We start from the raw sequence: 23,391 nt of genomic DNA, 5'->3' as shown, positions 1-23,391 counted from the left end.
CGCGTCAGGCCTTCAGCGCGTCGTAGGTGACCCCGGTGAGTCGCTCCGAGGCGGCCCACAGGCGCTCTCCGGCCCGGTCGTCGAGGGTCCAGGGTGCTCGTCGGGACGGGCCGGGCGCGCCGCGCCACATCGCGAAGGACGGGCCGATGAAGGAGTCGGGCCGTACGCCGGGGGCGGTCGCGGCGTAGAGCGTGGGCAGGGCCCCGGCTTCGGCGGACTGGGCGAGGAAGCGGTTGCCGATCCGCATGAACCGCTCGACGCCCTTGCGGCCCTCGGCGCTGGGGCCGGCCGTCTGGAGATTGGTCGCCGCGTAACCGGGGTGCACGGCCGCGGCGACGACGTCCGAGCCGCCGGCCGCCAGCCGCCGCGCCAGCTCGTGGGTGAAGAGCAGGTTGGCGGTCTTGGAGCGGCCGTAGGCGAGCCAACGCCCGTACTTACGCTCGCTGTTGAGGTCGGTGAGATCGATGTTCGCCCTCATGTGCATGGTGCTGGACACAGTGACGACGCGGGCGCCGGGCGTGCCGAGCAGTGTCGGCAGCAGCAGGCCGGTGAGGGCGAAGTGGCCGAGGTGGTTGGTCCCGAACTGCGTCTCGAACCCGTCGGCCGTGCGCCCCCGCGCCACGGCCATCACCCCCGCGTTGTCGAGGAGCAGATCCAGCCGGTCGTGCACGCGTCCGTACGTCGTGGCGAACTCCCGTACGGAGTTGAGGTCCCCGAGATCGAGCCGCATCAACTCGGCGCTGCCGTCCGGGACTTCGGAACGCATCCGCTCCAACGCCACGGCCCCTCGCTCCGTGCTGCGACAGGCGAGGACGACATGGGCTCCGCGGCGGGCGAGTTCCCGGGCGGCGGCGTACCCGATGCCACTGTTGGCGCCGGTCACGACAGCCGTGCGACCGCCCTGGTCGGGGATGTCACGCACGTTCCAGCCCGTCATGACGCCACCTTCTTCGAAGCGCTCCGAAACGGCTCGTAGGGCATTCAGCGTACGGCAGGCGTGGCCGGGCCAGAAGGGCGGCACCCCCCGCACGGGATGCCGCCCTCTCTCCATGTGCCGGTGCCGTCGCCTTGTCGGTGAGGGTCAGGAGGTGACAGGCGAGGGCACCGGTGGTCGCGGGGTCAGCGGTGGTCGCTGCCCGTCGACCGGGAGGCCGCGCGGCCGGCTTCGAGGCGGGCGACCGGGATACGGAACGGGGAGCAGGAGACGTAGTCCAGACCCACCTCGTGGAAGAAGTGGACCGATTCCGGGTCGCCGCCGTGTTCGCCGCAGACGCCGAGCTTGAGGTCGGGGCGGGTCGCGCGGCCCGCCTCCGCCGCGAGCTTCACCAGCGAGCCCACGCCGTCCTTGTCGATCGTCTCGAAGGGGGACACGCCGAAGATGCCCTTCTCCAGGTAGGCCGTGAAGAAGGAGGCCTCGACGTCGTCGCGGCTGAAGCCCCACACCGTCTGGGTCAGGTCGTTCGTGCCGAAGGAGAAGAACTCGGCCGCCTCCGCGATCTGGCCCGCCGTCAGGGCGGCGCGCGGCAGTTCGATCATCGTGCCGATCGCCAGCTTCAGCTCCGTACCCGTCGCCGCCTGGACCTCCGCGATGACCTGGTCGGCCTCCTCGCGGACGATCTCCAGCTCCTGGACCGTGCCGACCAGCGGGATCATGATCTCGGCGCGCGGGTCGCCCTTCGAGTTCTTCCGTTCGGCCGCGGCCTCGGCGATCGCCCGTACCTGCATCGTGAAGAGGCCGGGGATGACCAGGCCGAGGCGTACACCGCGCAGACCCAGCATCGGGTTCTGCTCGTGCAGGCGGTGGACGGCCTGGAGCAGGCGGAGTTCGTTCTCGTGGGGCTCCTGGCGGGACTCCGCGAGGGCGACGCGTACCGACAGTTCCGTGATGTCCGGCAGGAACTCGTGCAGCGGCGGGTCCAGGAGGCGGACCGTCACCGGGAGGCCGTCCATCGCCGAGAACAGCTCCACGAAGTCCTGCTTCTGCAGCGGGAGCAGCTGCTTGAGCGACTCCTCGCGCTCGGCCTCCGTGTCGGCCAGGATGAGGCGCTCGACCAGTTCGCGGCGGTCGCCGAGGAACATGTGCTCCGTACGGCACAGACCGATGCCCTGGGCGCCGAAGCGGCGGGCGCGCAGCGCGTCCTCGGCGTTGTCCGCGTTCGCCCGGACCCGGAGGCGGCGCTTGCGGTCCGCGAAGGCCATGATCCGGTGGACCGCCTCGACCAGTTCGTCGGCGTCGTTGGCGCCCGCGTGCATCCGGCCCTCGAAGTACTCGACGACCGGGGAGGGCACCACGGGCACCTCGCCCAGGTAGACCTTGCCCGACGACCCGTCGATCGAGATCAGGTCGCCCTCCTCCACCACGTGTCCGCCCGGCACGGTCATCCGGCGGCGCTTGGTGTCGACCTCGAGTTCCTCCGCGCCGCACACGCACGTCTTGCCCATGCCGCGCGCCACGACGGCGGCGTGGGACGTCTTGCCGCCGCGCGACGTCAGGATGCCCTCGGCCGCGATCATGCCGTCCAGGTCGTCGGGGTTGGTCTCGCGGCGGACCAGGATGACCTTCTCGCCCGACCGCGACCACTTCACCGCCGTGTACGAGTCGAAGACGGCCTTGCCGACCGCCGCGCCCGGCGACGCCGCGATGCCCCGGCCGACCTGCCGGACCTTCGCGTCCTCGTCGAAGCGGGGAACATCAGCTGGGCCAGTTGGGCGCCCGTCACGCGCTGGAGCGCCTCGGCCTCGTCGATGAGGCCCTGGTCGACGAGCTGGGTGGCGATACGGAAGGCCGCGCCCGCCGTGCGCTTGCCGACGCGGGTCTGGAGCATCCACAACTGGCCGCGTTCGATGGTGAACTCGATGTCGCAGAGATCCTTGTAGTGGTTCTCCAGGGTCTCCATGATCTGCATCAGCTGGTCGTAGGACTTCTTGTCGATCGACTCCAGCTCCGCCAGGGGGACGGTGTTACGGATGCCCGCCACCACGTCCTCGCCCTGGGCGTTCTGCAGGTAGTCGCCGTAGACGCCCTGGTGGCCGGAGGCGGGGTCCCTGGTGAACGCCACACCCGTGCCGGAGTCGGGGCCGAGGTTGCCGAAGACCATCGAGCAGACGTTGACGGCGGTACCGAGGTCGTGCGGGATGCGCTCCTGGCGGCGGTAGAGCTTGGCGCGGTCGCCGTTCCAGGAGTCGAAGACGGCCTTGATGGCGAGGTCCATCTGCTCGCGCGGGTCCTGCGGGAAGTCGCGGCCGGCCTCGGTCTTGACGATCTTCTTGAACTTGGTGACGAGCTTCTTGAGGTCCGCGGCCTCCAGCTCGGTGTCGACGACGACCTTCTTGGCCGCCTTCGCCGCCTCCAGCGCCTCCTCGAAGAGGTCCCCGTCGACGCCGAGGACTGTCTTGCCGAACATCTGGATGAGGCGGCGGTAGGAGTCCCAGGCGAAGCGGTCGTCGCCTGCTTGCCTGGCCAGGCCCTGGACCGACTTGTCGGAGAGGCCGATGTTGAGGACCGTGTCCATCATTCCGGGCATCGAGAACTTCGCGCCGGAGCGGACCGAGACGAGGAGCGGGTTGTCGGACCGGCCGAGTTTCCTGCCCATCTTCTCTTCGAGGGCCGTCAGGTGGGCGCTGACCTCGTCACGGAGTGCCGCGGGCTCGTCGCCGCTGTCGAGGTAGACCTTGCAGGCCTCGGTGGTGATGGTGAAGCCGGGTGGCACGGGGAGACCGAGGTTGGTCATCTCGGCGAGGTTCGCGCCCTTGCCGCCGAGGAGGTCCTTGAGGTCCTTGTTGCCTTCGGTGAAGTCATAGACGAACTTCACGCCCTCAACACTGCGAGCTACGTGGCCTACGTGGGGATCTTGGTTTTCCGACACAGGTCCCAACTCCTTGAGGACGCGGTGGCTGCCCTGACGGCGAGGAACATACCCAGATCAAAGGCTCCTGGGTACGTCCACTTGCGCGTCATGCGCCTGTAACCACCCGTCCGCCAGCAGATCGAAAGTCAAGGCTTGGCAAGGAACGACGCCGATATGCGTTCACCCCTTGAACGCGATCGCATCGACAGATGCCACTTGGTGCTCACATGAGCACCAAGTGGCACGCCTGAGTTCGCCCGATGAACGATCAACGGGTGGCACCCAGTGCCACCCATTGAAGTCGCGGAGTCGTATGCGATTCGCTCATATGAGCGCGACCCTTATCAAGGGTGGCGAGAATCACGCAGTCCGCGCGCGCCGGATTCCACGATGCGGACCGGTCCGGCGGGGGCATCACACACCCAGCGCCACCAACCGCTCCTCGGCTCGCGCCGGCGCGTACAGGTGCTCGACCACCAGTGCGCCCGCCCCGACCAGGCCCGCCCGCTCCCCCAGCCGGGAGGTCACCACGTCCAGGTGGGCCGTGGAGCGGGGCAGGGCGCGCTGGTAGAGCAGTTCCCGTACGCCGGTGAGGAAGGGGGTTCCGGCCAGATCCCCGGCGATCATCAGAACGCCGGGGTTCAACAGGGTGACGACCGTGGCGAGGACGTCCCCGACGGCCCGGCCCGCCTCCCGTGCGAGCGCCGTCGCCGCGGGGTGACCCGAGGTCAGCAGGTCCCGCACATCTGAGCCCGAGGCCGCCGGGACCCCCGCCTCCGCCAGCCGCCGCGCCACGGCGCCGCCGCTCGCGACCGCCGCCAGGCAGCCGTACGAGCCGCACTTGCACAGCGCCTGAGCGCCCTGCGGGACCCGGATGTGGCCGATGTCGCCGGCGCCGCCGTCGACGCCCCGGTATACGGCGCCGTCGACCACCATCCCGGCGCCGATACCCGTGGACACCTTGACCAGCGCGAACGCCGAGCAGTCGGCGTATCCCGTGCGCTGTTCGCCGTACGCCATGAGGTTGGCGTCGTTGTCGACGAGAACCGGGACGCCCACGGGGCCGGCCGCGTGCTCGGTGAAGGCGCGGGCCAGACGGCCTCTTATGTCGTAGCCGTCCCAACCGGGCATGATCGGCGGCTGGACGACCCGGCCGGTGTCGACGTCCACCGGGCCGGGGACGGCGAGGCCGATGCCGCAGACCGCGTCGGCCGGCCGGCCCGCCTTCTCCAGGAGTTCCGCGAACCACCGCCCGAGTCCGTCCAGTACGGCGTCGGGGCCCTCCTCGATGACCGACGTGCCGGTGCGTTCGGCCTGGATCTCGCCGGTGAGGGAGAGGACGGCGGCGCGGGCGTGGCGGGTGTCGAGGTCGGCGGCGAGGACGACCGCGTGCTCGTCGTCGAATTCGAGGGTGATGGAGGGGCGTCCCCCGAGCGGGGAGCCGACGGGGCCGCCGGCGCCCTCGCGGAGCCAGCCCGCGCGGAAGAGGCGGTCCAGGCGCTGGCCGACCGTGGCCCGGGACAGACCCGTGGCCTGCTGGAGCGCGCCACGGGTGGTGGCCCGGCCGCTGCGGACCAGCTCCAGCAGATCTCCGGCACCGGCGTGACTGCCCACCTTCACGGTCCTCCCAGTCGTGCGAACGTTCACCCGATCATGCCCGGCACCGCCGACTCTCCGGCACCGCCGACGTGAGCGCTCGTGCGACCGCTCAAGCGTTTTTCGGCGCGGGACCGCTGCCGCACACCCTCTTGCGTCCACCAACTCTGCATTACATATCGGGTTCTGCGTGTTAGATAGACGTAACCTCATGGCGGCTACCGCCGAACCGATCGGCACCTTGTCCTCGGGGAGCCCTGCGTGGACCGCACACCCCAGCTCACCGCGCACCGCGCGAAGACCACGGCGGAGACCGCGACAGCGCGCGCGACCGCCTCGGTGACCGTGCCGGCCGGTTCGCCGCATCGCGGAGCGGCCGAAGTACTGGCGGCCAACTGGACGGGCCGGTCCACCGTGCCCTCGCGCACGCTGTATCCGCACCAGTGGTCGTGGGACTCGGCGTTCATCGCGATCGGGCTGCGGCACCTGTCGCCGCTGCGCGCGCAGACCGAGCTGGAGACGCTGCTCGCCGCGCAGTGGGGCGACGGACGCGTCCCGCACATCGTCTTCAATCCCTCCGTGCCGTTCGACGCGTACTTCCCGAGCCCCGACTTCTGGCGCTCCTCGACGGCGGGGCGCGCCGCGGGCGCCCCGCTCACCACGCAGACCTCGGGCATCGTGCAGCCGCCGGTGCACGCGCTGGCCGCCTGGATGGTGCACCGGGCAGACCCCGGGCTGTCGCGGGCGCGCGGCTTCCTGCCCCGGGTGTACCCGCGGCTGGCCGCCTGGCACCGCTATCTGCTGCACCGCCGCGACCTGGGCGGGGGCGGGCTGGCCTCCGTCGTCCACCCCTGGGAACAGGGCATGGACAACAGCCCCACCTGGGACGCGCCCCTCGCCCGGATCACCCCGGCCCCGGCCCGCTCCTTCCGCCGCGCCGACCTCGACCACGGCGCGGCCGAGGACCGGCCGACGGATCTTGACTACGGGCGGTACGTGCGCCTGGCGACGGAGTACCGGGACCGGGGGTACCGGGACCGGGCGGCCGGGGGAAGCGGCTCCGGGGACGGCGGGTTCGTCGTCGAGGACCCCGCCTTCAACGCCCTCCTCATCACCTCCGAACACGCTCTGGCGCACATCGCGAAGGAGCTGGGCGCCCCCGGGACGGCCCGGTACGCGCGCGCCGAGCGCCTGACGGCGGCTCTGGTGGAGCGGCTGTGGGACCCGGCGGAGGAGATGTTCTTCTGCCGGGATGTGAACGGGACGCGCGAGAGCGGTGCTCTTGATCCAGATCGCCGCTCGCCGAGCGGCGCTGTCGGAAGCGAGCAACGCTCTCGGAGCAGCGCTCTCGAAAGCGAACACCGCTCTGCGAGCACCGCTCCCGCTCCGGTGCGGCGCTCGCAGAGCGGTGCTCTCATCCCCGAGCGCAGCGTCTCCGGTCTGATCCCCCTTCTCGTCCCCGGCCTCCCCCGTGAGGTCGCCGCCGCTCTCGTGCGGACGATCCACGGCCCCCACTTCGGGCTCGGCGGGGCCACGCGGTTCGTGCCGTCGTACGACCTCCTCGGGGAGGCCTTCGATCCGCACCGGTACTGGCGTGGTCCGGCGTGGTTCAACACGAACTGGATGGTGGAGCGGGGCCTGCGGCTGCACGGGGAGCCGGGGCGGGCGGACCGGCTGCGGGCTGCGTTGCTGGAGACGGCCGGCGCGTCCGGGTTCGCCGAGTACGTGGACCCGTACACCGGCGAGGCCTGCGGAGCACGCGGCTTCGGCTGGACGGCCGCGCTCACCCTCGACCTGCTGCACCGGGACGACCAGGACGACGACGGCCACCGGCGCGACCACCAGCGCGACCGCGACGACGATCACGACGACGGACAGCACCACGACAACGAGGCCGAGGCCATGGTCGGCATGAGGGCCAAGGGAGGGGACCGGGGATGACGGACCGGCATCACCTGCTCGTGCGCGGCGGGACGTTCGCCGCCGTGGGCGACGGCGGCGACATCCGCGGCGTGCGGGGCGGCAGTTCCCCGGACGGGCTGTTCGTGCGGGACGCCCGGTACCACCGGGGTTCGGTCTGGCCGCACGACAACGCGCTGATCACGCTGGGGCTGGCGCGGTACGGGCTGCATGACGAGGCCCGTACGGTCGCGACCGGGCTGGTCGACGCGGCCACGGCCGCCGGGTATCGGCTGCCGGAGGTTCTGGCCGGGTACGGGCGGTATGGGCGACCGTGCCACCGGCCGGCGCGTCCGGCGGCACGGCGAAATCCGGGTCGGGGGCGAGCAGCGCGGGTGCCTCGAAGACCGTGCGACAGCCGTGCAGGCTGCGCCGGTCGCGCGGCCGGTCCCCGGGCGCGCCCCGTTGCTACCCCCCGGACGTGTCCAGTTCGGCGTCCTCGCCCACCCCCGCGCAGTCGTACGGGTCCTTGAGCCAGCCGTCCGGGAGGACGACGCGGTTGTTGCCGGAGGTGCGACCGCGCGGACCGTCGGCGCCGGCCGGCCAGGGCTGGTCGAGGTCCAACTCATCGAGTCCGGAGCGGAGTTCGGCGAGGGAGGAGGTGATGGCGAGCCGCCTCCGCAGCTCGGAGCCGACGGCGAAGCCCTTGAGGTACCAGGCCACGTGCTTGCGGAAGTCGACGACGCCCCTGGGCTCGTCGCCGATCCACTCGCCGAGGAGTGTGGCGTGCCGGACCATGACGTCGGCGACCTCGCGGAGCGAGGGCCGCGCACCGCGTTCGTCAGCGCCCGCGGCACGGGCCTCGGTCCGGCCCTCGAAGGCGGCGACCAGATCCGCGAACAGCCACGGACGCCCGAGACAGCCGCGCCCCACGACCACCCCGTCGCAACCCGTCTCGCGGACCATCCGCAGCGCGTCCCGCGCGGACCAGATGTCGCCGTTGCCTAGGACGGGGATCTCGGGGACGTGCTCCTTGAGGCGGGCGATGGCGTCCCAGTCGGCGGTGCCGCCGTAGTGCTGGGCGGCCGTGCGTCCGTGCAGGGCGATCGCCGTGACGCCCTCCTCGACGGCGATTCGGCCGGCGTCGAGGTAGGTGATGTGGTCGTCGTCGATGCCCTTGCGCATCTTCATGGTGACGGGGAGGTCCCCGGCACCGCGCACGGCCTCGCGGAGGATCGCGCGCAGCAGGTTCCGCTTGTACGGGAGGGCCGAACCGCCGCCCTTGCGGGTCACCTTGGGGACCGGGCAGCCGAAGTTCAGGTCGATGTGGTCGGCGAGACCCTCCTCCGCGATCATGCGGACGGCCTTGCCGACGGTCGCCGGGTCCACGCCGTACAGCTGGATCGAGCGCGGCTTCTCGGTCGCGTCGAAGTGGATCAGCTGCATGGTCTTCTCGTTGCGCTCGACCAGCGCCCGCGTGGTGATCATCTCGCTGACGAACAAGCCCTTGCCTCCGCTGAACTCCCGGCAGAGAGTGCGGAACGGCGCGTTCGTGATGCCGGCCATGGGAGCCAGGACGACGGGCGGGGAGACGGCGTGCGGGCCGATCCGGAGCGGCGGGGGCGGCGCGGTCGAGGGCGTGGACGAGGGCGTGGACATTCCCCCATTGTCACGCACGGCGGCCGATGCCCGCCCATTCATTAGTTAGGCACACTATCGATTCGCGCGTACGATGGAGCGCATGCCCGAGCTCAGCCACCGCCACCGCCTGCTGGTGCTCGCGATCTGCTGCACCAGCCTCCTGATCTGGAGTCGGCGGAGGTGCGGGACGCGGCGGGCGTGGGGTCGTAGGGCGACGCCGACGCCGCTCGCGAGACCGGTGGGACTCGCCCCGGAAGAGGCGGGGGCCGAACGGCCAGAGCACCGGAGCCCCAGGACCGCCTGGAGGCCCGCAAGGCCCGCAAGGCCCGCTAGGCCCGCTAGGCCCGCAAAGCAGGAACGCCCGGAGCCTCGGAATGCCCGGAACACCACGAACGCCGTCAAACCAGGTCGTCGAGCTCCCCGGCGACCTGGACCATCACCCGCTGCCAGTGCGCCCGTTGACGCTCACGCTCCTCGGCGCTCGCCATGCGTTCCTGATGGAAGACGAGTACGGCTCTGCCGCCGCCGGCCGCCGAGACGGCCACCTGGACGGTCGTATCGCCGTAGGTGACGCGGATGCGGTCACCGGGCCGGTAGCCGCGCACCTCACCGGTGACGCCGTCGTGGGTGGCGTACGGGGCACCGGGCTCCGGGGTGAGCCGCGCCCCGGAGCCGAGCCACAGCTCAACACCGCGCGGGCCGCTGATGAACTCCCATACGACGGCGGGCGATTGGGGCAGGGTCCGGGAGACGCCGACTTGCCATCCGACGTCCTTGGTGAGTCCGGTGGATCGAGTGGACATGAGGATCACCTTTCTTCTCGACCGGCTCCAAGTGCACGTTCGTCCGCTCTCACCGTTCCTCTGCCTGTTCCTCCCTCTGTTCCCTCATGACCGGGCCCGCCCCGGAGCGGCGCACGCGGTGGGCGCGGACCTTGTGGCGGTTGCCGCAGTGCTCCATCGAGCACCAGCGGCGGCGGCCGGGCCGGGAGGTGTCGACGTAGAGGAGATGGCACCGGTCGCCGGCGCACATGCGGATCCGTTCCGCGTACGGCCCGGTGAGGAGGTCGACGGCGTCACGGGCGACGGTGGAGAGGAGCCGCGCCCCGGTCGCCGTGCCGACGGCCCAGCCCCGGGAGCCGTCCGCGCCGATGGCGGGCGCGAGGGGCGGCCGGGCGGCGGCCTCGTTGATGATGTCGAGGTCGGCGGAGTCCGCCGGGGCTATGCCCAGTTCGGGGAGCCCGCCGCAGACGAGGGAGACGACCGTACGGGTCAGCGCGTCGCGCAGCCGCCGGGCGTACGCCACGTCGTCCTCCGTGACGTGGAGCGCGGGGGGCGTCGGGGTGAGCCGGGACCGGTCGGCCCAGGCGACCAGGTCACCGGGGGTGTGCAGCGCCTCGTACCGGGTCAGGGCGCCGGGGCCGCCGGTGACGAGCAGCTCCAGGCAGAGGGCGCCCGGATCGAACCGGTAGACGTTCCCGGAGTGGGACCGCAGAGGGATGCCCGACACTCCCGACGCCCCCTTCGGAGCGGATGCCCTGGACGACGAAACCATGTAACCAATATAACTGGTTACATGGCTGCCGCGCTGAACTGGAAACTCGTCATCGACATGCGGGACGCCCAGCCCCTGGCCGATTCTGGGCCGCCGCGCTGGGCTACGAGGTGGAGGACCCGAGCAGGCCGATCACCCACCTCCTCTTCACGGGAAACCTCCCCGAGGCCGCCGTGGCCCGAACACGACGGCCACCACGTCTTCCGCGGCTACGCCGCCGTCCGCCACCCCGACGACCCGTACGACCCCTTCGACGCCGTCCACCGGTTCGCGGCACGCGGCACAGCCCGGGCGCACCCGCGTACTCGTATCCGCCGCACTCCCCGCAGCGCCGCGCCGATCTCCGGCCTCACCTGACCTCCCCTCCCGACGCCGGCCCCGGACCTTCGAGCCCTTCGACAAGGGGCACCTTGTACACCGGGTTCCCCCGCCTCGTCAGGGGCGCGGGGAACCGCGCGGCCGACCGCGGACAACCCGCGGCCGGCCGATCGCTCAAGCCGGTCGGACGCTCGGGCGCCGACGCTCAGGCGCCGACGAGCCGACCGGCGAGGTACCCCTCGATCTGGTCCAGCGACACCCGCTCCTGCTTCATCGAATCCCGCTCACGAACGGTGACCGCGTTGTCGTCGAGCGTGTCGAAGTCCACCGTCACGCAGTACGGCGTGCCGATCTCGTCCTGGCGCCGGTAGCGGCGCCCGATCGCCCCCGCGTCGTCGAACTCGATGTTCCAGTTCTGCCGCAGCGCCGCCGCGAGCCCCTTGGCCTTCGGGGACAGCTCGGGGTTGCGGGACAGCGGCAGTACGGCCACCTTCACCGGGGCGATGCGGTGGTCGAGGCGGAGCACCGTCCGCTTCTCCAGCTTGCCCTTGGCGTTCGGCGCCTCGTCCTCGGTGTACGCGTCCAGCAGGAACGCGAGCATCGTGCGGCCGACACCGGCGGCGGGCTCGATGACGTACGGGGTGTAGCGCTCCCCGGCCTCCTGGTCGAAGTACGACAGGTCCTGGCCGGAGGCCTTGGAGTGCGCGCCGAGGTCGTAGTCGGTGCGGTTGGCGACGCCCTCCAGCTCACCCCACTCGCTGCCACCGAACTGGAAGCGGTACTCGATGTCGGCGGTGCGCTTGGAGTAGTGGGAGAGCTTCTCCTGCGGGTGCTCGTACCAGCGCATGTTCTCTTCGCGCAGGCCCAGGCCGGTGTACCAGTTCCACCGCTCCTGCATCCAGTACTCCTGCCACTTCTCGTCCTCGCCCGGCTTGACGAAGAACTCCATCTCCATCTGCTCGAACTCGCGGGTGCGGAAGATGAAGTTGCCGGGCGTGATCTCGTTGCGGAAGGACTTGCCCGTCTGGGCGATGCCGAACGGCGGCTTGCGACGCGAAGTGGTCTGCACCTGGGCGAAGTTGGTGAAGATGCCCTGGGCGGTCTCGGGACGCAGGTAGGCGATCGAGCCGGTGTCCTGGGTGGGGCCGAGGTGGGTGGAGAGCAGGCCCGAGAACTGCTTGGGCTCGGTGAACTGGCCCTTGGTGCCGCAGTTGGGGCAGTTGACGTCCGCGAGGCCGTTCTCCGGGAGGCGGCCCTTCTTCGCCTCGTACGCCTCCTCCAGGTGGTCCGCGCGGAACCGCTTGTGGCAGGAGGTGCACTCGGTGAGCGGGTCGGAGAAGGTGGCGACGTGGCCGGAGGCGACCCACACCTCGGGGGCCAGGATGACGGACGAGTCGATACCGACCACGTCCTCGCGCGACGTCACCATGTAGCGCCACCACTGGCGCTTGATGTTCTCCTTGAGCTCGACACCCAGCGGTCCGTAGTCCCAGGCGGCACGCTGGCCGCCGTAGATCTCACTGCACGGGAATACGAAGCCACGGCGCTTGCTCAGGCTGACGATGGTGTCGATCTTGTCGGCGGCCACGGTGCTCTCTTCATTACGACGACGGGCGACGAAGCGGTGCGCTCCTGGAGGGCAGCGGATGCGCTTCAGAGCGAATGGTTCAGGTTACCGGCGGGGCCTGCCCTCCGATCAAATCGGTCTGGAGCCAAAGACGGGCCAGAGCCGGACAAAGGCCTCGCCAACGGCCCACCAGCAGGCTTGTTGACAATCGTTTCCAGAAGAGCTGAAAATGACTGTCATGAACGTAGAACGACGACGACGACTTCTGATACCCGCGGCGGCGACCGCGGCCGCCGCCCTCAGTCTCACCACTCTCTCGGCCTGCTCCAACGACAGCGCCGCCGCGGGCAACACGGACAAGTTCGACGTCGTCGCGTCGTTCTACCCGATGGCCTTCCTCGCCGAGCAGATCGGCGGGGACCAAGTGAACGTCACCAGTCTGACCGAGCCCGGCCAGGAGCCGCACGACCTGGAGATCAGCGCCAAGCAGACGGCCGCGCTCCAGGAGGCGGACGCGGTGCTCTACCTCAAGGACCTGCAGCCGGCGGTCGACGACGCCGTCGCGCAGGCGGACACCAAGACCAAGATCGACGCAGCCACGCTGACCGAACTGGAAGACCACGGCGCCGTCGAGCACGAACACGAGGGCGAGGAGGAGCACCCCGAGGAGGAGCACTCCGAGGAGGCGCACCCCGAGGAGGAGCACCCCGAGGAAGAGGAACACGCCCTGGACCCGCACGTCTGGCTCGACCCCGTGAAGTACGCCGAGATCGCCGAGGGCGTCGCCAAGGCCTTCGAGAAGGCCGACCCGGACAACGCCGCGGTCTACAAGAAGAACGCCGACGCGCTGGTCAAGAAGCTCGACGACCTCCACACCCAGTTCACGGACGGCCTGAAGACCACCAAGACGAAGGTCTTCTTCACCAACCACGCCGCCTTCGGCTACCTCGCCGAGCGTTACGGCCTGACCCAGGAAGCCATCTCCGGTCTCAGCCCGGAGAGCGAGCCCAGCCCCGCCCGCATCAAGGAACTCCAGGAAGAGGCCAAGGCCGACGGCGTCACCACCGTCTTCTACGAGACACTGGTGTCCGACAAGACCGCGAAGACACTCGCCGACGACGCGGGGCTGAAGACGGACGTCCTCGACCCGATCGAGGGCATCACCGACAAGTCCCGCGGCAAGGACTACATCTCGGTCCAGGAAGCCAACCTCAAGGCGCTCCAGACGGCCCTGGGAGCCAAGTGACCATCCGGAGGACCCGCCCATGAGCGAGCCCGTCATATCTCTGCGCGGAGTACGCGCCGAACTGGGCTCGCGCACGGTCCTGCGCGGCATCGACCTCACCGTTCACCACGGTGAGGTCGTCGCGCTGCTCGGCGCCAACGGCTCAGGCAAGTCGACCGCCGTGCGTACGGTGATCGGCCAGGTGCCGGTCACCGAAGGCGAGATCGAACTGTTCGGCACCCCGCGGCGCCGCTTCCGCGACTGGCGGCGGCTCGGCTACGTACCGCAGCGCACGACGGCCGCGGGCGGCGTACCCGCGACGGTGACGGAGGTGGTCGCCGCGGGCCGGCTCTCCCGCGCCGGTCTGGGAATCCTCCGCAAGGCCGACCGGGACGCGATACGGCGTGCCCTCGACCTGGTCGGCATGGCGGACCGCGCCAAGGACTCGGTGAACGCCCTCTCCGGCGGCCAGCACCAGCGCGTCCTGATCGCCCGCGCCCTCGCCTCCGAACCCGAGCTGCTGATCATGGACGAGCCGATGGCGGGCGTCGACCTGGCCAGCCAGGGGGTGCTGGCCGCGACCCTGCGCGAGCAGGTCGCGAAGGGGACGACGGTCCTGCTGGTCCTCCATGAACTCGGCCCGCTGGAACCGATGATCGACCGGGCGGTGGTGCTCCGCGACGGCTGCGTCGTGCACGACGGCCCGCCCCCCAAGGCCGTGGGCCAGCACGCGCTGCCCGGCCACGACCACGTCCACCCGCACGCGGCACCGGGCGCCGAGCCCCTCCGTACGGGTCTGCTGAGCTGAGAAGGCACCCGATCATGGAAATCCTGAACTACGCCTTCATGCAGCGGGCCCTGCTCGCCGCCGTCCTCGTCGGCATCACCGCCCCCGCGATCGGCATCTACCTCGTCCAGCGCCGCCAGGCCCTCATGGGCGACGGCATCGGCCATGTCGCGATGACGGGCGTGGGCCTCGGCTTCATGCTGTCGTGGTCCCCCGTGTGGACGGCGACACTGGTGTCCGTGCTGGGCTCGGTGCTGATGGAGCTGATCCGCTGGTACGGCAGGACACGCGGGGACATCGCGCTCGCCATGCTCTTCTACGGCGGCATGGCGGGCGGTGTGATGCTCATCAACCTCGCGCCCGGCGGCACCAACGCCAATCTGATGTCCTTCCTCTTCGGCTCGCTCTCGACCGTGTCGCAGGAGGACATCACCGCGATCTGCGTCCTCGCCGCCTTCGTGATCGTGATGACGGTGGCCCTGCGGCGGCAGCTCTTCGCGGTCAGCCAGGACGAGGAGTTCGCCCGGGTCACGGGCCTGCCGGTGCGGGCGCTGAACCTGCTGACGGCGGTCACGGCGGCAGTGACAGTGACGGTCGCCATGCGCGTGGTGGGCCTGCTGCTGGTGTCCGCGCTCATGGTCGTCCCCGTCGCCGCCGCGCAGCAGCTCACCCGCAGCTTCGCGGCGACCTTCGCGATCGCCGTGGCCATCGGCGTGTCCGTGACGATCGGCGGAACCGTCACCTCGTACTACCAGGACGTGCCGCCCGGAGCGACGATCGTGCTGCTCGCCATCGCCGCGTTCATGGTGCTCACCGTGCTCGCCGCGCCGCTGGCCAGGAGGCGTGCGCGGGCGCTGGAGCGAAGGGAGAGCGACCCGGCGGAGTGTGTGATTCCGGGGGTGCGTGAGGTGGCCGAGGCGAAGGTTGTCAGGGATACGGTTCCGGCCAGCCGGGGCTCCGCCGAGGGGTCCGCAGGTTGACCGGCGTCCGAACGGGGTCCGTCCGGGCTGGCACAATGGCCCGGCAAGACCGCGACGTGAGGAGGCAACGGTGACGACCGCCGGACCCGTACGAGGTCGATCCACCCGGCAGCGGGCGGCCGTGGCTGCGGCACTCGACGAAGTCGAAGAGTTCCGCAGCGCGCAGGAACTCCACGACATGCTCAAGCACAAGGGCGACTCGGTCGGGCTCACCACCGTGTACCGCACGTTGCAGTCCCTCGCCGACGCGGGCGAGGTCGACGTCCTGCGTACCTCCGACGGCGAGTCCGTCTACCGCCGCTGTTCGACCGGCGAGCACCACCACCACCTGGTCTGCCGTGTCTGCGGCAAGGCCATGGAGGTGGAGGGCCCGGCGGTCGAGAAGTGGGCCGACGCGATCGCCGCGGAGCACGGCTTCGTGAACGTCGCCCACACGGTGGAGATCTTCGGCACCTGCGCGGAGTGCGCGGCGAAGAGCTCTTAGGCCAGGCCCTGGCTGGGGCTTCGCCGTCCCTGCCTGGGGCTTGCCGGGCCTCGCGGCCCGAGCGGCGCTCCGGTTCACGACATGAGGGAGGCCGAGGCCCGCGTCGACGCGTCCAGCGCCTCACGGAACTCTCCCCGGCCGTCACCCGGTGCACCAGCTCGGCCCGGTCGGGCCGCTCGGCCCCGGCCTCGCAGAAGGTCAGTCCTCCGTCCGGCCTTCCATCGCCAGCAGTTCCTCGTTCGGGATGGCGCCGCCGAAGCGGCGGTCGCGGGAGGCGAACTCGACGCAGGCGCGCCACAGGTCGCGGCGGTCGAAGTCGGGCCAGAGGACGTCCTGGAAGACCATCTCGGCGTAGGCGCTCTGCCAGAGCAGGTAGTTGGAGGTGCGCTGCTCGCCGCTGGGGCGCAGGAACAGGTCGACGTCCGGCATGTCCGGGTAGTAGAGGTACTTCGCGAAGGTCTTCTCGGTCACCTTGGACGGGTCGAGCCGGCCGGCCCGGACGTCCTCGGCGAGAGCCTGGGCCGCGTCGGCGATCTCGGCCCGGCCGCCGTAGTTCATGCAGAAGTACAGGGTCAGCAGGTCGTTGTCCTTGGTCTGCTCCTGGGCGACCTGGAGTTCCTTGGCGACCGACTTCCACAGCTTGGGCATGCGGCCCACCCACCGGACCCGGACACCGAGTTCGTCGAGCTGGTCGCGGGACTTGCGGATGAAGTCCCGGTTGAAGTTCATGAGGAAGCGGACCTCGTCGGGCGAGCGCTTCCAGTTCTCGGTGGAGAAGGCGTAGAGGGAGATGTTGCGGACGCCGATCTGGATCGAGCCCTGGAGGACGTCCAGCACGCGCTCGGCGCCGACCTTGTGGCCCTCGGTGCGCGGCAGCCCACGCTCCTTGGCCCAGCGGCCGTTGCCGTCCATGACGATCGCCACGTGCTCGGGGACCAGCTCGCCGGGCAGCTTGGGCACGCGGGCACCGGAGGGGTGCGGCGTCGGTGCCTTGTACTCGCGGCGCTGACGCCCCAGGAACCCGCGTACCACCATGTGCTTCTCGTCTCCTCTGCGGTGCTTGTGACCTTGTGGGTGCCGACGACTCCGTGATGCCGACGGACTCTGTGACGTCGACGACTTTGTGACGCTGACGACTCTGTGACGCTTACGACTTTTCCACGTACCGCAGGGAGCGCAGGCCGCGCTCCAGATGCCAGTGCAGGTAGGCGGAGACCAGCCCGTTCCCCTCCCGGACGTGCCGCGGCTCGATCGCGTCCGCGGTCTCCCAGTCTCCCGTAAGAAGCGCCGCGAGCAGTTCCAGCGTCTGCGGCGAGGGTACGACGCTGCCGGGCACCCGGCAGTCCACGCAGACGGATCCTCCGGAGGCGACGGAGAAGAACCGGTTCGGCCCGGGCATGCCGCACTTCGCGCAGTCGCTGAAGGTGGGGGCGTAGCCGTTGACGGCGAGGGAGCGCAGCAGGAAGGCGTCGAGGACGAGGTGCGGGGCGTGTTCGCCACGGGCCAGCGTCCGCAGGGCGCCGACGAGCAGCAGATACTGCTGCACGGCCGGTTCGCCCTCGTGGTCGGTGAACCGTTCGGCCGTCTCCAGCATGGCCGTCCCGGCGGTGTAGCGGGCGTAGTCGCTGACGATGCCGCCGCCGTACGGCGCGATGGTCTCACTCTGTGTGCACAGAGGCAGCCCGCGTCCGATCAGCTCACTGCCCCGCGCGAAGAACTGCACGTCCACATGGGAGAAGGGTTCGAGCCGCGCCCCGAACTTCGACTTCGTCCGCCGCACCCCCCGGGCAACGGCCCGCACCCGCCCGTGACCGCGAGTGAGCAACGTGATGATGCGGTCCGCCTCACCGAGCTTCTGGGTGCGCAAGACGACGCCGTCGTCGCGGAACAGGCTCATGCCGCCCATTCTCGCCTACGGTCGCCCCTTCAAGGGACCTCACCTCGGCTACGGGCGTTCTCGTACGCCGTCGCCGCGCGCAGCCGTTCCATGGCCGTCGCGGCCCGTACGGCCTCGGGGGCGCAGTCCCACTCCCTTCCGCCGCCGACCGGCCGCAGCTGTACGTACGGCCCCTCGTGGCCCATGACCCGGCCGACTTTCCCGGTGCGGGTGTCGATTGCGTAGGTGCCGACCGCCGGCTTCTTCCCGTTGCCGCTCACCGCAGGGCCGCCACCAAAACGCCCGGCGACGGCGGAACAATTCCCGCCTTCCCGGGTGCCCGCCGCAATTCCTCCACCGATTCCTCCGCCTCTTCGACGCGTCCGCCGACTGTCGTCCCCCGAGCCTTTCTCCTCCTGCCTCAACGGTGCTCCCCCACCCCGTCGAATTTCACTCTTCGCATCCCCCTGGTGACCTGCCGTGCCTAAACTCGGCAGGAGTCTGTCTTTCTTTCACAACCACGGGACAGCGCAAAGACCTTGGCCTCGGCCAAGGAATACCGATGCCCTGTGTGCGAAACCGCGTATTCGTGGTCGGGCGGCCGGCCTCCTGCGCGCGGCCGGGACCCGGACCCGCGTCGCGCCCCTGCGGCCCGTCGGTGGCGGAGCCCGGATGTGGGGCGTGCGGGCCGAAGGGGAGGAGAAGCGGTGACCGCCGGGCGGCATCACGGCTCCCCCACGGCATCACCACACGTGGTCCGCGCGTGCGTACGGAATCTCCGCGCCGCCCACCTAGGATTCCCTTCGGTTCTCCGTTGTCCGACGACTCTCCGGCGCATCAATGTCTCCGGGGAGACCACTCGGCGTGCATGAGCGTCGAACGTCGCGTGAGCAACCGCTGTCCCGGCGGTCCGACAGCACGGAAGATGGGGACCCGTGGAGCTGGAATTCCGACTGCTCGGCCCGGTCGAGGCATGGCACGGTGACAGACCCCTGCGGCTGGGCGGACCGAAACCGCGTGCGCTGCTGGCCGTGCTGCTGCTGCGGGCCGGACAGGTGGTGCCCACGGACACGCTGGTGGACGTGGTCTGGGGGGCCGACCCCCCGGACACCGCGCGGGCGTTGGTGCAGACGTATGTGTCGGCGCTGCGGCGGGCCCTGCCCGCCGGGGCGGCCGAGGCGATCGGGACCCGGCCGCCGGGGTATGTGCTGCGGCCCGGCGTCGGGCGGGTCGATGTGGCGGAGTTCGAGGCGCGTGCGGCGGACGGCCGGCGGGCCGCCGCCGACGGGCACCACGAGGAGGCCGCGCGGCTGCTGCGCCAGGCGCTGGAGCTGTGGCGCGGGCCGGCGCTCGGCGGGGTCGGGGAGGCGCTGCGGGCCGAGGCCGGGCGGCTGGAGGAGGCCCGGCAGGCGGCCCTGGAGGAAGGCATCGCCGCCGAGCTGGAGCGCGGTGGGCGCGAGGCGGAGCTGGTCACCGAGCTGACCGCGCTGGTCGGGGTGCATCCGACGCGGGAGCGGCTGCGCGGGCAGCTGATGCTGGGCCTGTACCGGCTGGGCCGGCAGGCCGACGCGCTGGCCGTGTACGCGCAGGGGCGGACCGTGCTCGCCGAGGAGCTGGGGCTCGATCCGGGCCCCGAGCTGACCCGGTTGTACGAGGCCGTCCTGCGGGCCGATCCGACCTTGCTCACCACCACCGGCGGCGCCACGGCCTCGCGGCGCGCACCCGTCGCCGCGCCCCGGCCCGTCTCCCTCCTCCCGCCCGCCATCGGGGACTTCACCGGGCGGGAGGAAGAAATGGCGCGGGTCGTCGAGGGGTTGACCGGCGAGCGGGAGGCGATGCCCGTCGTGGTGGTCTCGGGGCCCGCCGGAGTGGGCAAGTCCGCGCTCGCCGTGCAGGCCGCGCACCGGGTGGCCGACGCGTACCCCGAGGGGCAGCTCTACGCCGAACTGCACGGCTTCAGCGAACCCGTACCGCCCGCCGAGGTGCTGGGCCGGCTGCTGCGGGCGCTCGGCGCGGACCCCCCGGAGGACACCGCCGAGCGCGGCGATCTGTTCCGCAGCCTGGTCGCCGGGCGTCGCGTCCTGCTGGTCCTGGACGACGCGAACGGCGAGGCGCAGGTACGCCCGCTGCTGCCGGGGAGCGCCACCTGCGGGGTGCTGGTGACCTCACGGGCCCGGCTCGGCGGGCTCGTCGGGGCCCGGCGTACCGACCTGGACGTCCTGGACGACGTACGCGGCCTGGAACTGCTGACCAGGGTCACCGGGCCGGAGCGCACCCCGGACGATCCGCGCGAGGGGGCCGCCGCGCGGCGGATCGTCGAGCTGTGCGGCGGGCTGCCGCTGGCCCTGCGGATCGCGGGCGCGCGCCTGGCGACCCGGCGGCACTGGACGCCCAGTGTGCTCGCCGAGCGCCTCGCGGACGAACACCGCCGCCTCGACGAGCTGTCCGTGGGGGACCTGGAGGTTCGGGCCAGTCTCGGCCTCAGCTACCAGGCGCTGGACGAGTGCGCCCGCCGGGTGCTGCGGCGCATCGCCACGCTGGGCGCCGCCGATGTCGCCCTGTGGACGGCGGCCTCGCTCGCCGGCACACCGGAGGACGAGGCGGAGGAGATCCTGGAGCGGCTCCTGGACGCCCAGTTGATCGACTGCCCGGGCACCGACCAGGTGGGCCAGCCGCGTTACCGGCTGCACGACCTCGTCCGCGTCTACGCCGCCGAACGCGCCGAGGCCGAGGACCCGGTGGCCGACCGCACGGCGGCGGTGGGCCGGGCCCTGGCCGCCGGCCTGTGGCTGATGGACCGAGTGACGGAACAGGCGCCCTCGGGTGCGGTGATCCTGAGACAGCAGTTCACCGTGAAGGAGCGGGGGGCCGTCGCCCATGCGGCTCCGCCGCGTGGGCGCGATCAACCACCCGCGACCGGCCGCCGCGAACCGACCGAACCCCCCACCCCGGTAGGCGCACACACCACCCGCCGCGCACTGGCAGACCCCTTCGCCTGGTTCGACGCCGAGGCCGACGCCCTCACCACCGCCGTCGAGCGGGCGGCGGCCATGGGCCTGCACACCCTCGCCTGTGCAGCGGCAGCGGCCCTGTGCTCGTCCTCCTTCGCCATCAGCAACCGCTTCGACCCCTGGTGGCGCAGTCATGACGCCGCGCTGGCGGCGGCCCGCCGCGCCGAGGACCGTTCGGGCGAGGCCCTGCTGATCATCGGCCTCGGCCAGCTCCGCTACGAGCAGGACCGCATCGCCGAGGCCCAGGAGTACTTCCGCACCGCCGAGCGGATCTGCACCGAACTCGGCGACGTGCGCGGCCGTTCCGCCGCCCTCGCCGGCCTCGGCAGCGCCTGCCGCGAGGTCGGCGAACTACGCGAAGCGGAAAGGGCGTTGACCGAGGCGGCCGACGGCTTCCGGCGGGTCGGCGACGACACCGGGGTCGGGGTGGCCTGCCGGTACGGCGGTTCCGTACGCCTCGAACTCGGCGACCGGGAAGGGGCGTTCCCGCTGCTCGACGAGTCGCTGCGGGCGTACCGGCGGCTCGGCAGCCGGCGCGGCGAGGCCCTGGCGCTGCGCACGCTCAGTCTGGTGCACCGGTCGCTCGGCGCGTACGAGGAGGCCGCGCGCCTGGCCGAGCAGGCGCTGGAGATCCTGCGCGGCCTCGGCGACCCGCACATGGCGGCCTATGCGCTGCGGGCCCGCGCCAAGGCCCGGTTGCGGCTGGGGCACACACGGGAGGCGGAGACCGCGCTGCGGGAGATCGTGGAGGTCTGCCAAACCCATGAGGACCGCTTCGGCGAGGCCCTGACGGTGCGAACGCTCGGCGAGTGCGCGCTGGCCGAGGGCCGCCTGGCGGACGCGGAGGGCCTGCTGAGGGCCTCCGTCGCCCTCTGGGAGGTCCTCGCCCTCCCTCTCCCCCGCGCCCGTGCCGTGCGCAACCTCTCCGCCGTACGCGCCGCCCTCGGCGACCGGGCCGGCGCCGACGCGCTGCGCGCCGAGGCCATGGCGGTGTTCGAGGCCTGCGAGGCCCGGGAGCGGTACGAGCCCTGGCCGCAGGTGTGACGGCCGGTCCGCCGGGCCGAGCCGGCCGCCGAAACCGGCCCGGCCGAAACCCGCTTGCGGCGGACTTGCAGAGAACTTCCAGCGGAGTGCGGCATTCTCGTCGTTCTCGGGGGAACAACGGATCGGCCGGGCGACCACCGCCCGGCCGGTCGGCCCACCGGCGCGCACAGGGGACGGACCGGTGGGACGTGAACACAGTGGGATCGCAGCGGCAGGACGGGCGGGGAAAAACGGCCGTCCGCTGTCCACAGACCACCACTCAAGGGGGGAGGCCCCCGGGGAGGGACATCAGGGGATCAGGTCCCTCCCCGGGGTGCTGCGACGCACCCCGCCGCATCACACCTCCCGCCCGGTGGAAGACGACGCATGCCTTCGATCATCCTCATGAGCGACCCCGAGGTCGCCCGCGTCCCGGTCCAGGACTGCGGTGAACCCCTGGTCGACCTGCGGGAACTGCCTTTCGTGGTGGTCGACCGCCGCCAGGCCGACCCCGAGGGGTGTTACGCGCACCTCCGCGAGGGCGTCGCCTGGCGCCTCGCCCGCGCCGCCCGGCTGCTGCCCGACGGGCTGCGGCTGCTGGTCACCGAGGGGTACCGGCCGCTCGCCCTGCAGATCGAGTACTTCGAGGCGTACGCGGCCGAACTGCGCCTCGCCCACCCGGACTGGTCGCAGGAGCACCTCCGCGTCCAGACCAGCCGGTCCCTCTCCCCACCGGAGATCGGGCCGCACGTCGCCGGCGCCGCGGTCGACCTGACCCTGTGCACCGCCGCCGGGGAGGAACTCGACATGGGCACCCGCGTCGACGCCAGCCCCGAGGAGAGCGACGACGCCTGCTACACCGACGCCCCGAACATCTCCGACGCCGCCCGCCGCAACCGCCGCGTCCTGAGCGCGGCGCTCACCACGGCCGGGTTGGTCAACTACCCCACCGAGTGGTGGCACTGGTCGTACGGGGACAGGTACTGGGCGCTGATGACCGGAGCGCCGAACGCGCTGTACGGCCCCGCGCGGATGGGGGCCTAGACCGACGCCTCTCCGGGCACCGGTCCGACGCCGGGCGGAGTCATGTGCGGGACCGGGCGGGGCGACAGTGGCTGTGGTGCCGCCGCCGGTCAGGCTCCGAAGCCTCGTACGTACCGCCGCTGCCACGGGGTCTCCACCGCGTGCCGGCCGTAGTGCCGCCGTACGTACGCCACGGCTTCCTCCGGCGGTACGCCGTCCAGGACCGCCAGGCAGGCCAGGGCGGTGCCGGTGCGGCCCCGGCCGCCGCCGCAGGCGAGTTCGACCCGCTCGACGGCCGCCCGGCCCCAGGCGTCCCACAGCACCTTTGCCGCCTCCGCCCGGTCGGCGGGCAGCCGGAAGTCGGGCCAGCGCAACCAGCGGGCCTCCCAGGGGACTTCGGGCGGCTCCTTGCCGAGGAGGTACACGGCGTACGTGGGCACCCGGCCGTCGGGGAGCGGTCGCCTGAGTCCCCGGCCGCGCACCAGCCGTCCGGAGGGCAGCCGCAGCACACCGGGGCCGGCCGGGTCCCAGGGTTCGGCCGCGGCCCCGCCCGGAGCGG

General features: G+C 71.6%; 17 protein-coding genes and 2 pseudogenes. 8 read left to right on the top strand and 11 right to left on the bottom strand.

The genetic code is table 11. The features are described from left to right. Window positions 1–4 precede the first annotated feature (4 nt). The 3 genes and pseudogenes from WBG99_RS24600 to WBG99_RS24590 all read right to left on the bottom strand — a co-directional run bounded on the left by WBG99_RS24600 (window position 5) and on the right by WBG99_RS24590 (window position 5,462). Window positions 5–937: an oxidoreductase gene (locus WBG99_RS24600; protein WP_338898385.1), complete on the bottom strand. Its 933-nt coding sequence runs from the start codon at window positions 935–937 to the stop codon at window positions 5–7. 182 nt (window positions 938–1,119) lie between these two features. Further along, a pseudogene (gene ppdK, locus WBG99_RS24595) lies at window positions 1,120–3,812 on the bottom strand (pyruvate, phosphate dikinase). Window positions 3,813–4,262: 450 nt separating this feature from the next. Further along, window positions 4,263–5,462 (bottom strand): ROK family protein, encoded by a 1,200-nt coding sequence (locus WBG99_RS24590; RefSeq protein ID WP_338898384.1) that lies wholly within the window; start codon window positions 5,460–5,462, stop codon window positions 4,263–4,265. Window positions 5,463–5,705: 243 nt separating this feature from the next. Here WBG99_RS24590 and WBG99_RS24585 point away from each other — a divergent pair, with 243 nt between their 5' ends. Next, complete coding sequence (locus WBG99_RS24585) at window positions 5,706–7,385, top strand: hypothetical protein (RefSeq protein ID WP_338898383.1); 1,680 nt, start codon at window positions 5,706–5,708, stop codon at window positions 7,383–7,385. A 426-nt stretch (window positions 7,386–7,811) separates the two neighbouring features. On the opposite strand, the gene dusB is transcribed toward WBG99_RS24585, so the two are convergent. From dusB to WBG99_RS24570, 3 genes are all read right to left on the bottom strand, one after another. Further along, on the bottom strand, window positions 7,812–9,002 hold the full coding sequence (gene dusB / locus WBG99_RS24580; RefSeq protein WP_338898382.1) for a tRNA dihydrouridine synthase DusB: 1,191 nt from the start codon (window positions 9,000–9,002) through the stop codon (window positions 7,812–7,814). Between the two features lie 380 nt (window positions 9,003–9,382). Then, the gene (locus tag WBG99_RS24575) at window positions 9,383–9,787 is read right to left on the bottom strand and encodes an SRPBCC domain-containing protein (protein ID WP_338898381.1); all 405 of its coding nucleotides are present in this window, start codon (window positions 9,785–9,787) and stop codon (window positions 9,383–9,385) included. Between the two features lie 49 nt (window positions 9,788–9,836). Further along, complete coding sequence (locus WBG99_RS24570) at window positions 9,837–10,538, bottom strand: ABATE domain-containing protein (protein WP_338898380.1); 702 nt, start codon at window positions 10,536–10,538, stop codon at window positions 9,837–9,839. Between the two features lie 21 nt (window positions 10,539–10,559). Between WBG99_RS24570 and WBG99_RS24565 the strand changes: the two are divergent. Then, window positions 10,560–10,790: pseudogene (locus tag WBG99_RS24565) on the top strand (VOC family protein); the annotation flags it as partial. A gap of 271 nt (window positions 10,791–11,061) precedes the next feature. On the opposite strand, the gene WBG99_RS24560 reads toward WBG99_RS24565, so the two are convergent. Continuing rightward, complete coding sequence (locus tag WBG99_RS24560) at window positions 11,062–12,444, bottom strand: glycine--tRNA ligase (RefSeq protein WP_338898379.1); 1,383 nt, start codon at window positions 12,442–12,444, stop codon at window positions 11,062–11,064. Between the two features lie 217 nt (window positions 12,445–12,661). Here WBG99_RS24560 and WBG99_RS24555 point away from each other — a divergent pair, with 217 nt between their 5' ends. The 4 genes from WBG99_RS24555 to WBG99_RS24540 all read left to right on the top strand — a co-directional run bounded on the left by WBG99_RS24555 (window position 12,662) and on the right by WBG99_RS24540 (window position 15,899). After that, window positions 12,662–13,669 carry a metal ABC transporter substrate-binding protein gene (locus WBG99_RS24555; protein WP_338898378.1) on the top strand — a complete coding sequence of 336 codons (1,008 nt, stop codon included), beginning with the start codon at window positions 12,662–12,664 and terminating at the stop codon, window positions 13,667–13,669. 19 nt (window positions 13,670–13,688) lie between these two features. Further along, the gene (locus tag WBG99_RS24550) at window positions 13,689–14,456 is read left to right on the top strand and encodes a metal ABC transporter ATP-binding protein (RefSeq protein ID WP_338898377.1); all 768 of its coding nucleotides are present in this window, start codon (window positions 13,689–13,691) and stop codon (window positions 14,454–14,456) included. Window positions 14,457–14,470: 14 nt separating this feature from the next. After that, a complete protein-coding gene (locus WBG99_RS24545) occupies window positions 14,471–15,415 on the top strand; it encodes a metal ABC transporter permease (protein WP_338898376.1) in 945 nt (314 codons plus the stop codon). Window positions 15,416–15,485: 70 nt separating this feature from the next. Further along, window positions 15,486–15,899, top strand: coding sequence for a transcriptional repressor (locus tag WBG99_RS24540; protein WP_338898375.1), 414 nt, complete (start codon window positions 15,486–15,488; stop codon window positions 15,897–15,899). 198 nt (window positions 15,900–16,097) lie between these two features. Here the strand turns inward: WBG99_RS24540 and WBG99_RS24535 are convergent, their stop codons facing one another. The 3 genes from WBG99_RS24535 to WBG99_RS24525 form a co-directional block, all read right to left on the bottom strand. Next, complete coding sequence (locus tag WBG99_RS24535) at window positions 16,098–16,934, bottom strand: isoprenyl transferase (RefSeq protein ID WP_338898374.1); 837 nt, start codon at window positions 16,932–16,934, stop codon at window positions 16,098–16,100. 112 nt (window positions 16,935–17,046) lie between these two features. After that, window positions 17,047–17,796: a DNA repair protein RecO gene (gene recO / locus WBG99_RS24530; protein WP_338898373.1), complete on the bottom strand. Its 750-nt coding sequence runs from the start codon at window positions 17,794–17,796 to the stop codon at window positions 17,047–17,049. 29 nt (window positions 17,797–17,825) lie between these two features. After that, window positions 17,826–18,056 (bottom strand): hypothetical protein, encoded by a 231-nt coding sequence (locus WBG99_RS24525; RefSeq protein ID WP_338898372.1) that lies wholly within the window; start codon window positions 18,054–18,056, stop codon window positions 17,826–17,828. A 654-nt stretch (window positions 18,057–18,710) separates the two neighbouring features. Between WBG99_RS24525 and WBG99_RS24520 the strand changes: the two genes are divergently transcribed. Both WBG99_RS24520 and WBG99_RS24515 read left to right on the top strand, forming a co-directional pair. Continuing rightward, window positions 18,711–21,830, top strand: coding sequence for a BTAD domain-containing putative transcriptional regulator (locus tag WBG99_RS24520; RefSeq protein ID WP_338898371.1), 3,120 nt, complete (start codon window positions 18,711–18,713; stop codon window positions 21,828–21,830). A 366-nt stretch (window positions 21,831–22,196) separates the two neighbouring features. Then, window positions 22,197–22,853 carry a M15 family metallopeptidase gene (locus tag WBG99_RS24515; RefSeq protein WP_338898370.1) on the top strand — a complete coding sequence of 219 codons (657 nt, stop codon included), beginning with the start codon at window positions 22,197–22,199 and terminating at the stop codon, window positions 22,851–22,853. Window positions 22,854–22,942: 89 nt separating this feature from the next. Here WBG99_RS24515 and WBG99_RS24510 read toward each other — a convergent pair whose 3' ends face one another. Then, the gene (locus tag WBG99_RS24510) at window positions 22,943–23,341 is read right to left on the bottom strand and encodes a protein phosphatase (RefSeq protein ID WP_338900476.1); all 399 of its coding nucleotides are present in this window, start codon (window positions 23,339–23,341) and stop codon (window positions 22,943–22,945) included. Window positions 23,342–23,391 lie beyond the last annotated feature (50 nt).

Source organism: Streptomyces sp. TG1A-60 (genome assembly GCF_037201975.1).
Classification (GTDB): domain Bacteria; phylum Actinomycetota; class Actinomycetes; order Streptomycetales; family Streptomycetaceae; genus Streptomyces.
The sequence above is the reverse complement of the archived record's forward strand: the minus strand, read 5'-3'. Positions and strand labels throughout refer to the sequence as shown.

Coding starts and splice junctions, on each gene's coding strand:
- dusB (WP_338898382.1), bottom strand. CDS start 9,002: ATGTCCACGCCCTCGTCCACGCCCTCGACCGCGCCGCCCCCGCCGCTC.
- WBG99_RS24545 (WP_338898376.1), top strand. CDS start 14,471: ATGGAAATCCTGAACTACGCCTTCATGCAGCGGGCCCTGCTCGCCGCC.
- WBG99_RS24555 (WP_338898378.1), top strand. CDS start 12,662: ATGAACGTAGAACGACGACGACGACTTCTGATACCCGCGGCGGCGACC.
- WBG99_RS24600 (WP_338898385.1), bottom strand. CDS start 937: ATGACGGGCTGGAACGTGCGTGACATCCCCGACCAGGGCGGTCGCACG.
- WBG99_RS24515 (WP_338898370.1), top strand. CDS start 22,197: ATGCCTTCGATCATCCTCATGAGCGACCCCGAGGTCGCCCGCGTCCCG.
- WBG99_RS24575 (WP_338898381.1), bottom strand. CDS start 9,787: ATGTCCACTCGATCCACCGGACTCACCAAGGACGTCGGATGGCAAGTC.
- WBG99_RS24550 (WP_338898377.1), top strand. CDS start 13,689: ATGAGCGAGCCCGTCATATCTCTGCGCGGAGTACGCGCCGAACTGGGC.
- WBG99_RS24535 (WP_338898374.1), bottom strand. CDS start 16,934: ATGGTGGTACGCGGGTTCCTGGGGCGTCAGCGCCGCGAGTACAAGGCA.
- WBG99_RS24570 (WP_338898380.1), bottom strand. CDS start 10,538: ATGGTTTCGTCGTCCAGGGCATCCGCTCCGAAGGGGGCGTCGGGAGTG.
- recO (WP_338898373.1), bottom strand. CDS start 17,796: ATGAGCCTGTTCCGCGACGACGGCGTCGTCTTGCGCACCCAGAAGCTC.